Here is a 12,380-nt window from a genome sequence, read left to right on the forward strand (position 1 = left end):
GCAAATTGGGAGACTTTGGGCTCCCAATTTAGCGATGAGACCGCGAAGCGGGCTGCTCGCGGCCTCGCAGCTGATAAATCCCTTTTCTGGAGTGAAACAATTTTCTCCAAAATAACCAGCCCTAACCCTTGACGAGTTCCCAACTTTTTGATAAAATAATTAGGTCTTATGTACAACTTTGGTCTGGCAAACAGTCCAAGGCAGAAAGGAAAACAGCACAATGAAAAAAGATATCCATCCTAATTACGGCCCAGTCGTATTCATGGACACAACAACAGGTTTCAAGTTCTTGAGCGGTTCTACTAAAGGTTCAAGCGAAACTGTTGAATGGGAAGATGGTAACACATACCCATTGATCCGTGTGGAAACATCTGCAGACTCACATCCATTCTACACAGGGAAAGCTAAATTTACCCAAGCAGACGGACGTGTGGACCGATTCAACAAGAAATACGGTATCAAATAAAAAAATGCCCAATGGGCATTTTTTTATATCTGCGACTAAGTCAGAGAGGCTTACGAAAACAAGCTGAGTCGGAAGCTCACTTGGCAAAGCCAAGCTCTGACGCAGGAGCAAGGCCTCTTAATTATTAAATCTTATAACTCGCTTCACTTCTCTTTTCCATCCCCAAAAACCCCTAAAAAATTTGTTATAATATAAATCTAAAGGAGCTTGCGGAAATGGACTACAAAAACTACATCTGGGACCTCGGTGGCACCCTGCTTGATAATTATGAATCCTCCAGCCACGCCTTTGCTGCAGCCCTCTGGGAGACAGCTGAGCGGGTGGTCATGCACGAGGAGGTCTATCAGGCACTGAAAATCTCGACCGAGCATGCTGTCGAAACTTATGCTTCAGATGTTCCAGGTTTCCTGGCTGTCTACAAGAGACTAGAGGCCGAGACACTGGAGCAACCCATCCTCTTCAAAGGAGCAAAAGAGGTGCTCGAGGCTGTCAAGACAGCTGGTGGGAAAAACTTTATGATCAGCCACCGCAACCGCCAGGTCTTGGACATTCTGAAAAAGTCAGGCATCTCCGAGTTTTTCACAGAAGTCGTGACCTCAGACAACGGTTTTCCTAGAAAGCCTGACCCTAGCTCTCTAAACTACCTGCTGGACAAATACCAGCTCCTTCCCGCAGAAACCGTCGTTATTGGCGACCGTTCCCTTGACATCGAAGCTGGAGTCGCTGCAGGCATCGACGGGATTTTCTTCGATGCTGAATCAAGCCATCCCCAAGCAAAAAGCAATATTAAGGACTTAAAAGCACTTTTATGAATTACTTTTTCATCTCAAATGACTTCGCAACAGGGCCGGGCTTTGGCATGTTTAGCCCGACGCATTTATTGACGCTCTTATTTCTAGCATTTGTCGGATTTTTTATCATAAGAAATTATGTAAAATCAGAGCGGAGCAACAGAAAAACTATCCGCCGGACCATCGCCGTCATCATCGTCAGCCTAGAAGTCATCAAAGACATTGCCCTCCTATCAACAGGACAGTTTACATTGGGCAACTTTCCCTTCCAGCTCTGTGGCCTCGGTATTTTCTTCGTCCTCTGGGACGCCTTCAAGCCGACCCGGACCAGCCAGGCCCTCCTCTACAGCCTGACTCTGCCAGGGGCTCTCATGGCTGAGCTCACGCCTGACTGGGTGACCAATCACTTTATCAATCTTTTTGTCTGGCAGTCCTTCCTGATCCATTGCCTGCTGATCAGCTATGTCCTCTGCCAGCTCATCAGCCGGGAGCTGCTGCCTGATTTTAGGGAGCTCCGCCTTGTCCTTGGGGTCATGGTCGTCATTGTGCCTATCGTTTGGGTGCTCAACCAGCTCTGGGCGACGAATTTCTTTTTCCTGGAAATCCCGGTGGCTGGTAGTCCGCTGATGCCGGTCCATGATATTTTTGGAAACTTTTATATTCTTGGAATGATACTGCTTGTCCTCCTCTTTTGGATGGTCATGTATCTGCCCTGGGAGTTAGCTAAGACTATGAGAAAGGCTAGTAAAATCTAGCCTTTTCTGCTATAATAATAGGAGCTATTCTAAATAGAAATGAGAATCATTTTGACAGAAGAAATTAAAGATCAAGAACATCTGGCCGAGGAGTATGATGCCAGTCAGATTCAGGTCTTAGAAGGACTTGAAGCCGTCCGCATGCGGCCTGGGATGTATATCGGTTCTACCAGTAAGGAAGGCCTTCACCATCTGGTCTGGGAAATCGTCGATAACTCGATTGACGAGGCCTTGGCTGGTTTTGCGAGTCATATCGAAGTCTTTATTGAGCCGGATAATTCTATTACGGTTGTCGATGATGGTCGTGGGATTCCTGTCGATATCCAAGAAAAGACGGGCCGTCCTGCGGTGGAAACCGTCTTTACGGTCCTCCACGCCGGTGGTAAATTCGGCGGTGGCGGCTACAAGGTCTCTGGTGGTCTCCACGGGGTCGGCTCATCCGTCGTTAATGCCCTATCGACCCAGCTTGATGTGACTGTCCACAAGGACGGCAAGAAGTACTTCCAAGAGTATCGTCAAGGGATTGTGGTCGATGACCTCAAAGTCACAGGCGACACAGATAAGCGGGGGACGACCGTCCACTTTACGCCAGATCCTACGATTTTCACAGAAACGCAAATCTTTGACTATGAAAAGCTGGTCACCCGTGTTCGTGAGCTGGCCTTCTTGAACCGCGGTCTTCGGATTTCTATTACGGATAAACGCGAAGGTCAAGAAGACAAGCACGACATGTTCCACTATGAAGGTGGGATCCAGTCTTACGTCAGCTATATCAATGAAAATAAGGAAGTCATCTTTGACACACCGATTTTCACTGAGGGCGAAATGGATGGCATCTCTGTCGAAGTGGCCATGCAGTACACAGGGACTTACCACTCTACTATTATGAGTTTTGCGAATAACATCAATACTCATGAAGGTGGAACGCACGAACAAGGTTTCCGTACAGCTTTGACACGTGTTATTAACAACTACGCCAAGCAGAACAAGCTCCTCAAGGAAAATGAGGAAAATCTGACCGGTGATGATGTCCGTGAAGGCCTGACTGCCGTCATCTCTGTCAAGCACCCAAATCCGCAGTTTGAAGGTCAGACCAAGACCAAACTCGGAAACTCAGAAGTCACAGGAATCGTCAACAAGCTCTTTAGTGAGGCTTTGCAGACATTTATGCTGGAAAACCCTCAGGTGGCCCGCAAGGTCGTCGAAAAGGGGATTCTGGCCTCTAAGGCTCGGATTGCTGCCAAGCGTGCCCGTGAGGTCACTCGCAAGAAGTCAGGGCTTGAAATTTCAAACCTGCCTGGTAAGCTGGCGGACTGTTCCTCTAACGACCCGATGCAGACAGAGCTCTTCATCGTCGAAGGGGACTCGGCCGGTGGTTCTGCTAAGTCTGGCCGTAACCGTGAGTTCCAGGCTATTCTGCCCATCCGTGGTAAGATTTTAAACGTTGAAAAGGCAACCATGGACAAGATTTTGGCCAATGAAGAAATCCGTTCCCTCTTTACAGCTATGGGGACTGGTTTTGGAGCTGATTATGACATCAGTAAGGCTCGCTATCACAAGCTCGTCATCATGACCGATGCCGATGTCGATGGGGCCCACATCCGGACCCTGCTCTTGACGCTTTTCTACCGCTATATGCGACCTGTCGTTGAAGCAGGCTACGTCTACATTGCCCAGCCACCGATTTACGGGATTAAGGTGGGTTCTGAGACCAAAGAATACATCCAGCCTGGCGAAGAGCAAGAAACGAAGCTTGCCGAGGCTGTCGAACGCTGGAGCCAGGGCCGGAGCAAGCCGATTATTCAGCGTTACAAGGGGCTTGGAGAGATGGATGATCATCAGCTCTGGGAAACCACAATGGATCCTGAAAACCGTCTGATGGCCCGTGTCTCAGTCGAAGATGCTGCAGAAGCAGACAAGATCTTTGATATGCTCATGGGCGACCGGGTTGAGCCCCGCCGTGAGTTTATTGAGGCGAATGCTCAGTATTCTACGATTGATGCTTGATTGGAAAGCTAGAATGAGATTCTGGCTTTTTTTGTTGAAAAAAGTCTACTTGGAAGTGAGTAGACTTTTTTATATTTTTTACTATAAATGTTATGTTAAATATAAAAGAATAGCTTTATAATAGCAATTTGAAGCGAAAATAAATTCGTAAAATATTATGTAATATTTAAGGCGATGAATTAAGAAAAACAAAAATAACCCGCTAGGGCTATTTCTTTAATTGATGATAACGCTTATACCATATATCGACATATTCCTTAGAAAATGGCCCGCGTTCGTTGTTGATCCAGTCGACCAGGATTTTGACGTTTTCCTTTAGGATGTGGTCGATTTCGGTAGGGTAGTTCATTTCCTTGCGGTGGCGTTCGTATTCTTCGACGTCGAGGAGTTTTTTCTCGCCGTCTTTGAAGACTTTGACGTCAAGGTCGTAGTCGATATATTTTAGGGCTTCGTTATCGAGGACAAAGGGGCTAGCTAGGTTGCAGTAGTAGCTGACGCCTTCCTCACGAATCATAGCGATGATGTTAAACCAAAATTTCTTGTGGAAGTAGACGATGGCTGGCTCTCTTGTGACCCAGCGGCGGTCGTCGCTTTCAGTGACCAGTGTGTGGTCGTTGACTCCGATGATTGAGTTTTCGTTTGTTTTGAGGACCATCGTATCACGCCAGGTACGATGGAGACTGCCATCATGCTTATAGCTTTGAATCGTGACAAAGTCGCCTTCTTTTGGGATATTCAAGGCAATTACCAACTTTCCAAAATTCAAAGATCTCGTTTTCTATTATAGCAAATTTTAGGGAAAATAACAGGTCTTGTTTCTCAGAGCTCAAAAATCGTGATGGCTGACTTGAACTCCTGGCTGAGATTTTTCTGTCGAAAGGCCTGCCATTCAGGGAGGGCTTTGACCTTCTGATATTGCTTTCGGAGTTTCCAGGGCTGGCTAATCTCGAGCTCAGGGTGCTCATGGATAAAGTCCTGGAGGAGTTGCCACTCATAGGGATAGCCCAGGGGGCGGTTGTAGTAGCGGATGCCATCGAGCAAGCGGGCTGCCATCCTGTGGTGGATGTGGCCAAAGACGACGTCGCTAATCCTTGCGTCCTGTCTGAAGAGCTTGTGGAATCTGGGGCTACCTAGAAAGGCGTTAAATTTTGCCAACTTTTCATAGCGTGTGTTGATGATAAAGGCCTTATGCGGGACAAAATGCGTCGCAATGATAATGCGATCGGTCTGGATGTCAGAGAGGATGGTCTTGAGTCGCTCGATGATGCGATCAGTCGTCTCAGGGTCTGAGAGCTCCCGCTTGATTTTTCGGTCGAAGTAGAAGGCCTGCTTGAAGGACTGAATCTTCTTGGGCTGGGCCTCTTCCATAAAGGCATAGTCATACCAGCCGTGGAAGCTGAGGAAGGCAGTGCCATTGATGTTGTAAACTTTGTAATCTTCGGCTTCGATTTCAGCCTCAGTTAGGCCCAGCATGTCATGGTTCCCAAGGTTGGCGGTGACTTTGAAGTCGGGCTCGAGCGACTGCATAAAGGGCTTACTGATGCCCTGCCAGTCATTTGAGATGTCACCGGCGAAGTGGAGCTGGTCAATGTCGAGGGCTTTTAGCGTTTGTCGAAAGACCTGGAGGTCGGCCTCGTTAAAATGATTGCTGTCCATGTGGAAATCAGAGAGGATACCGAGTTTTGTCATGGGGTCATTATAACATAAATTTTGCTGGGAATTTGAAAATGGGCTTGCTTTTTCTTGCGGAGAGATGCTGATAAGAGCAGGTGAAAGGAAGGGCTTTCAAGAGAATGTTACAGGAGAATTTTTGTTTCGTTTACAAAACAAACTGAATATGAAGTTGTCTGATAATACCATAATCCTGAAGACTAGCACTAGTAGAGATGTGCTGAAAAGTCCTGTCATCAGGGCTTTATGAAAAGTAATGAAAACACCCTCTCATATTAAGTTTTTAGATAATTGAGATAATGCTCTAGAAACAGTGAAACAAGCTTGTAAGAGTGTGTTACACCGTTTTATTTTTGTACAAAATAGGCTATACTGTCTAAAGCAAAAAAACTATAAGATAGCTGAAGTATCAAGGCTTTCCAATGCTCCCATTGGGTCGTTTTGTCTTTCAGAGTCAAGCTGTCCTGGTTGATCTGAAAGCTCAAGCGAGTCAACATCACTCAGTATGAGTGAGTCAGCCTCTAACTCATCAAGTGAGAGCCAGTCTAATGACCCTAGCGATTCTGCTTCAAATTCTGAAAGCAGTAGTATTTCAAACTCCATCTCTGAGTCTACGTCAGCTTCTAAGTCTGACAGCGACAGTCGCTCAAACGATGCTAGCTCAAGTGAATCTGCTTCGCTTTCAACTTCAAGCTCGCTTTCAAACTCCATCAGTAAGAGTCAGTCAGCCAGTCAATCCTTGAGCACTAGCGAGTCTAACCGTGACAGCCAGAGCGATTCCGCTTCAAACTCAAGCAGTAGCTCAACATCAAGCAGTCTGAGCGACAGCAAGTCAGCCTCTGAATCAAGCTCGAACTCAGCATCAAGCAGTCTGTCATCATCCTTGAGTAGCTCATTGTCGACGTCTGAGTCATTGTCAAATAATGACAGTCGTAGCCTGTCAGCCTCTACATCGATGAGTGACTCAATGTCAGACATGAACAGTGAGAGTGACTCGGCGAGCCTGTCGACCTCAAGTTCACTGTCCAATAGTGGTTCGGATTCAGTTTCTCGGTCCTTGAGTCAGAGTTTGAGTACTAGTAAGTCGTCTAGCTTGTCTAGTAGTACTTCTACGAGTCTTTCGTTGAGTGGTTCTACAAGTGCTTCTACAAGTCTTTCTACAAGTGAGTCGACAAGCCTCTCATTGAGTGCCTCAAGCAGTCTCTCGACGAGCACCTCGACAAGTCTTTCATTGAGCACATCAATCAGTCTTTCTGAAGCGGATGTCCTGGATAATCACACCCTCCCAGACACAGCTTACGCTAGTAATCAAAACCTCCTCCCAGACACCGGCGAAGAAAGCAACTCAGCCACAGGTCTCGGCCTCTTAGGCATGGCAGGAGCTATCGGACTCCTTCTTGCCAAGAGAAAGAAAAAAGAAGATAAGGAAGGATAAAATTCTTAACTTCTCGTCAAAGCAGTATCATAAAGGACCAAGCCTAGCTTGGCTCTTTTTGTTATAATAAAGACATGACCCTAAAAGAAGAAATCCAAGCTCTCGCCAGCTCCATAGGCATCCAAAAAATCGGCTTCAGTCCAGCTGATGATTTTGAGCATCTGAGGCAGTCGTTGATAGAACAAAAGGAGGCCGGTCACAGCTCGGGTTTTGAGCATCAAAACCTGGATGAACGCCTGCATCCTAAGCTGAGTCTGGAGAATGCCCGGACCATCATCTCTGTCGCTGTAGCCTATCCGAGCAAGATACAAGAGAAGCCCGAAAAGACGGCTTATCGTCGGGGGCAGTTTTCCCGGAGCTCTTGGGGGCTGGACTATCACGAGGTCCTGAATGCTAAGCTCAGACAGCTTGCTGAAGGGATTGAGGAGTTGGCCGGCCACTACGACTATAAGGCCATGGTGGACACAGGTGCCCTGATTGATGTCGCGGTGGCACAGAGGGCGGGCCTCGGTTTTATCGGTAAGAATGGCCTTTTGGTCACGAAAGAATACGGTTCTTACGTCTTTCTGGGCGAGCTGGTGACCAATCTGGACATCGCCCCTGACCAGGCCTTCGACTATGGTTGTGGCGACTGTCGCCGTTGTGTGGACTTTTGCCCGACAGAAGCCCTCTTGGGCGATGGCCGGCTCAATGCCAAGCGTTGTCTGAGCTTTCAGACCCAGGCCAAGGGGGCAATGCCGGAGGAATTTCGAGAGAAAATCAAGACGACAATTTATGGCTGCGACATCTGTCAGATGGTCTGTCCCTATAACAAGGGCATCGACAGCCATTTCACAGCTGAGATGGAGCCTGACCCTGAGTTGGCCCAGCCGGAGTTGTTGCCCCTGCTTGATTTATCTAATAAGCAGTTTAAGGAAAAATTTGGCCAGGTCGCTGGTAGCTGGCGGGGCAAGAACCCCATCCAGCGGAATGCCATCTATGCTCTGGGCAATATCAATGACAAGTCGGCCCTGCCAAGGTTGGCTGAACTGGCTGAGAACGACCCGAGGGACGATATCCGTGAAGCCGCCCAGTGGTCCATCCAGAAAATATTGGCTGGAAAAAAGCCTAGAAATGTGATAAAATAGGGAACTATGGAATTATCAGAAATTAGAAATAAACTGGAGGCTTACTCAGAAAAAGTCGATGATTTTAGAGGCTCACTCGACCTCGACCGGCTTGAAGAAGAGATTGCCCTCTTTGAAAATGATATGGCCCAGCCTGACTTTTGGAATGACCAGGCGGCCGCCCAAAAGGTCATCGATGAATCGAATGTCCTCAAGCAAAAGCATGACAACTTTGTCTCGATGGCGAGTCTTTTAGAGGATAGCCAGGTCATGCTAGAGATGCTCCAAGAGGAGCCTGACGAGGATATGCAGGCCGAGCTGGAAGAGAACGTCGAGCGTCTTGAAAAGGAAATCGAGACCTACGAACTGAATATTCTCCTCAACCAGCCCTATGACCACATGAACGCCATCCTGGAAATCCATCCAGGCTCAGGCGGGACCGAGTCTCAGGATTGGGCCAGCATGCTGATGCGGATGTACACACGCTGGGGCGAGGCCCATGGCTTCAAGGTCGAGATCCTCGACTATCAAGATGGCGATGTGGCCGGTCTCAAGTCCGTGACGATTCGTTTTGTTGGCCACAATGCTTACGGCTTCCTCCGCTCTGAAAAGGGTGTCCATCGCCTGGTCCGTGTGTCGCCATTTGACAGTCAAAATCGCCGTCACACCAGCTTCACCTCGGTCGATGTGATGCCAGAGCTTGACGACACGATTGAAGTCGAAATTTCTAAGAATGACCTCAAGCGGGATGTCTTCCACGCCGGTGGTGCTGGTGGACAGAACGTCAATAAGGTCACGACCGGTGTCCGCTATACCCACATTCCGACCGGCATTGTCGTCCAGTCGACCATCGACCGGACCCAGTATGGTAATGATGCGATTGCATTGAATATGCTGAAATCTAAGCTCATGCAGGTTGAACAGGAGAAGAAGCAGGCCGAAGTCGACGAGCTCCGAGGCGACCAATCCGACATTTCCTGGGGTTCTCAGATTCGCTCCTATGTCTTTATGCCTTATCAGCTCGTGAAGGATACTCGCACCGAGTATGAAACAGGCCAAATCGATAAGGTTATGGATGGGGATTTGGATGGCTTTATTCATGCTTACCTACGTTGGAAAATGTAGACTTGGGAATGGGGCTGAGCTCTGAATGCGACCAAAGGAAGTATTCAGAGCCATCCCCATCCAAGTCTATCGGCGGATAAGGAAAACGTAGTTTTCCTCCTTGTCCATGTAGCTTTAGGCCTGGACCGCCGTTCCCTTCCGGAAATTCTGAAAAATCACTGTGAGGCCGCAAGCGAACGGCCTTGCCGTTCCATTGCTAAATGGCGAGCCCTAGCGGTCTCGCCATTTGCCGTTTTTCACAGCGATTTTTCAGAATTTCCTCCACTGCACTCCTGCCAAACAATTTAGCGTTTTACTAATCATGTTATGTAAAACCTAGGCTTTTGCTTGTTAATAAATGCTTCAAACAGAGAGTTAATTAAAAATTATTACAATAAAATATTATGTAATTTCTTTCTGCCCCAAAACTTCTAAGCGAAACGCAGCGTGTGAAACTCATCGGCAAATTAGTACAAAGACCATGGTTGGCTGATGAGTTTCACCTCGAGCGGAGTGAAGCGACTCAACGGAAAAGTCCCCATCAAAGAAGCTTCACGAATCCCAATAGTACAGAAGCTACCGCTAAGGCAAATCCAACCCCTAGAAAAAACACAAAGAATTTGTTATAATACCAGAGATACGGGATATTTCCCTAATATAGGAAGGTAACAATGAGTATTATTAGCTTAAGTAATGTGACCAAAAAGTACTCTAACGGGACAACAGCCCTCCGCAATATTAACCTGGAGATTGAACCAGGCGAATTTGCCTATATTGTTGGACCGTCAGGTGCTGGTAAGTCAACATTCATCAAACTTCTCTATAGAGAACTTAAAATTGACAGGGGCACTGGCCATGTGGCGAGATATGACCTTGCCAAGCTTAAAAAACGGGACGTGCCAAAGCTTCGCCGCTCTGTCGGCGTCGTCTTTCAGGACTACAAGCTCCTGCCTAAGAAGACCGTCTTTGAAAACATCGCCTACGCCATGGAAGTGGTCGGCAAACGCCCACGCGAAATCAAAAAGCGGGTCAATGAAGTCCTTGACCTGGTTGGCCTCAAGCACAAGATTCGTTCATTCCCAAATGAACTCTCTGGTGGTGAGCAACAACGTGTGGCCATCGCCCGCTCGATTGCCAATGCGCCTAAGGTCTTGATTGCAGACGAACCTACAGGGAATCTGGACCCAGAAAACTCATGGGAAATCATGAACCTTCTGGAAAAGATCAACCTTCAGGGGACGACTGTCCTCATGGCGACCCACAACTCGCAGATCGTGAACACCCTGCGTCACCGGGTCATTGCGATTGAAAACGGCCGTATTGTCCGTGACCAAGTGGAAGGAGATTATGGCTACGATGATTAGAAATTTCTTTAAGCATCTTCTGGAATCTCTGAAGAACCTGCGTCGTAACAGTTGGATGACCGTAGCGGCCGTTTCTTCTGTAATGATCACACTGATTTTGGTCGGTGGCTTCCTGTCGATTATCTTGAACACCCGCCAAATCACAGAAGATATTACCAACAATGTGCGGATTTCTGCCTACATGAATCTGAATGTCCATGACCAGCAGGCTAAACTGCAGGATCCAAAGGACACGCACAAGACGATTGAAAACAAGAACTACCGTAAGATTTACAATGAAATAAAGGGGATTAACCATGTAGAGAAGATTACCTTCTCAAGCAAGGACCAGCAGCTCAAAGACTTGACTGCAGCCCTCGGTGACACCTGGAACCTCTATCAGGGCGATGCCAATCCCCTTTATGATGTCTATGTGGTCGAGGTGGACAAGCCAGCGAACGTGAAGACGGTCGCAGCTGAAATCGCTAAGGTCGCTGGCATTAATAAGGCCGATTACGGCGGAGCAAGCTCGCAAAAGCTCTTTAAGATCAACAACCTGGTGCAGACCTGGGGTTTGGTCATTGCCGTGCTCTTGCTCTTGATTGCGGTCTTCCTGATTTCAAACACCATCCGGATCACCATCATGAGTCGTCAGCGTGAGATTCAAATCATGCGTCTGGTCGGGGCCAAGAATTCTTATATCCGCTGGCCTTTCTTCCTTGAAGGGGCTTGGGTGGGACTCTTGGGTGCGATTATTCCTAGCCTCCTGGTTGCCTGGCTTTATGGTTTGGCCTTTGCCAGCTTTACGCCAGCCCTTCATAGCAGTCATTTGTCGATGATTCATCCGAATAGCTTTATTCCTTTGATTATCGTTATTATGGTTGTCATCGGGGTATTGATTGGTGCCTTTGGTTCGATTTTGTCAATGCGTCGATTCTTGAAAGTATAAAAATAAAAAAAGTTCTCGTTTTCGAGGCTTTTTTTCTATGCATTAAATTGTCCGGGATGAAAATTATCATCTGAAAAATATCAAGCCAAGCAAATTTCGCTCTCTAATATTAAATTTTGACGACAATTCTGAAAGCCTTGTCTTCCTCTATTTAACAGGAAAACACTCGCTTTTTTAGACAAAATGTTATAAAATAGAAACAGATGATTATAATATTCAATAAACCCTTTAATGTTCTGACGAAGTTCACAGATGAAGAAGGACGGGCGACCCTGAAGGACTATATTGACATTCCGAATGTCTATGCGGCAGGGCGTCTGGATAAGGATAGTGAGGGCCTGCTCTTGCTGACGGATGATGGCCGGCTTAACCACCGCTTGACTGACCCTAAATCAAAATCATATAAGACCTATGTCGTACAGGTCGAAGGCGAGATGACGGAAAAGGCTGTACAACAACTGCAAGCCGGTGTCATCCTCAAGGATGGCAAGACCCTTCCTGCCAGGGCTAGGCTCATCGCTGAGCCCGACTGGCTCTGGGAGCGGACCCCTCCAATTAGAGAACGCAAGAACATTCCGACCAGCTGGTTGGAGCTTCAAATTAAAGAAGGTAAAAACCGCCAAGTCAGAAGAATGACGGCTGCTGTCGGCTTTCCGACCCTGAGGCTCATCCGGACCGGGATTGGCAACTATAGACTAGACGGGCTTAAGCCCGGCCACTACAAGCTTTTGAAATAACGAATATGGATAGGAT

Annotated in this window: 12 protein-coding genes; 10 read left to right on the top strand and 2 right to left on the bottom strand. The window is 47.5% G+C overall.

Annotation, left to right across the window (positions count from 1 at the left end):
- Positions 1 to 220: 220 nt before the first annotated feature.
- The 4 genes from NtB2_RS02250 (at position 221) to gyrB (ending at position 4,019) form a co-directional block, all read left to right on the top strand.
- The gene (locus NtB2_RS02250) at positions 221 to 466 is read left to right on the top strand and encodes a type B 50S ribosomal protein L31 (protein WP_109245324.1); all 246 of its coding nucleotides are present in this window, start codon (positions 221 to 223) and stop codon (positions 464 to 466) included.
- A 215-nt stretch (positions 467 to 681) separates the two neighbouring features.
- Positions 682 to 1,278, top strand: a complete 597-nt coding sequence (locus NtB2_RS02255; RefSeq protein WP_109245325.1) for an HAD family hydrolase — start codon at positions 682 to 684, stop codon at positions 1,276 to 1,278.
- Positions 1,275 to 2,012: a YwaF family protein gene (locus NtB2_RS02260; RefSeq protein WP_109245326.1), complete on the top strand. Its 738-nt coding sequence runs from the start codon at positions 1,275 to 1,277 to the stop codon at positions 2,010 to 2,012. Before NtB2_RS02255 ends, NtB2_RS02260 begins: the two co-directional genes overlap by 4 nt.
- A gap of 51 nt (positions 2,013 to 2,063) precedes the next feature.
- Positions 2,064 to 4,019, top strand: a complete 1,956-nt coding sequence (gyrB, locus tag NtB2_RS02265) for a DNA topoisomerase (ATP-hydrolyzing) subunit B (protein ID WP_109245386.1) — start codon at positions 2,064 to 2,066, stop codon at positions 4,017 to 4,019.
- 208 nt (positions 4,020 to 4,227) lie between these two features.
- Here the strand turns inward: gyrB and ntdP are convergent, their stop codons facing one another.
- On the bottom strand, positions 4,228 to 4,758 hold the full coding sequence (ntdP, locus tag NtB2_RS02270; protein ID WP_109245387.1) for a nucleoside tri-diphosphate phosphatase: 531 nt from the start codon (positions 4,756 to 4,758) through the stop codon (positions 4,228 to 4,230).
- 80 nt (positions 4,759 to 4,838) lie between these two features.
- Entirely contained in the window at positions 4,839 to 5,708 is an 870-nt protein-coding gene (locus NtB2_RS02275) for a metallophosphoesterase (RefSeq protein ID WP_109245327.1), read from the bottom strand.
- Positions 5,709 to 6,195: 487 nt separating this feature from the next.
- Between NtB2_RS02275 and NtB2_RS08515 the strand changes: the two genes are divergently transcribed.
- The 6 genes from NtB2_RS08515 to NtB2_RS02315 all read left to right on the top strand — a co-directional run bounded on the left by NtB2_RS08515 (position 6,196) and on the right by NtB2_RS02315 (position 12,364).
- Entirely contained in the window at positions 6,196 to 7,125 is a 930-nt protein-coding gene (locus NtB2_RS08515; RefSeq protein WP_125194935.1) for an LPXTG cell wall anchor domain-containing protein, read from the top strand.
- 74 nt (positions 7,126 to 7,199) lie between these two features.
- Complete coding sequence (queG, locus tag NtB2_RS02295; protein ID WP_109245331.1) at positions 7,200 to 8,252, top strand: tRNA epoxyqueuosine(34) reductase QueG; 1,053 nt, start codon at positions 7,200 to 7,202, stop codon at positions 8,250 to 8,252.
- A 6-nt stretch (positions 8,253 to 8,258) separates the two neighbouring features.
- Complete coding sequence (prfB, locus tag NtB2_RS02300) at positions 8,259 to 9,356, top strand: peptide chain release factor 2 (protein ID WP_109245332.1); 1,098 nt, start codon at positions 8,259 to 8,261, stop codon at positions 9,354 to 9,356.
- Between the two features lie 650 nt (positions 9,357 to 10,006).
- Complete coding sequence (gene ftsE, locus NtB2_RS02305) at positions 10,007 to 10,699, top strand: cell division ATP-binding protein FtsE (protein WP_109245333.1); 693 nt, start codon at positions 10,007 to 10,009, stop codon at positions 10,697 to 10,699.
- Positions 10,692 to 11,627 carry a permease-like cell division protein FtsX gene (ftsX, locus tag NtB2_RS02310; protein WP_109245388.1) on the top strand — a complete coding sequence of 312 codons (936 nt, stop codon included), beginning with the start codon at positions 10,692 to 10,694 and terminating at the stop codon, positions 11,625 to 11,627. Before ftsE ends, ftsX begins: the two co-directional genes overlap by 8 nt.
- 203 nt (positions 11,628 to 11,830) lie before the next feature.
- The gene (locus NtB2_RS02315) at positions 11,831 to 12,364 is read left to right on the top strand and encodes an rRNA large subunit pseudouridine synthase E (RefSeq protein WP_109245334.1); all 534 of its coding nucleotides are present in this window, start codon (positions 11,831 to 11,833) and stop codon (positions 12,362 to 12,364) included.
- Positions 12,365 to 12,380: the final 16 nt, after the last annotated feature.

This window comes from Lactococcus termiticola, assembly GCF_003116835.1.
Taxonomy (GTDB): Bacteria; Bacillota; Bacilli; order Lactobacillales; family Streptococcaceae; genus Lactococcus; species Lactococcus termiticola.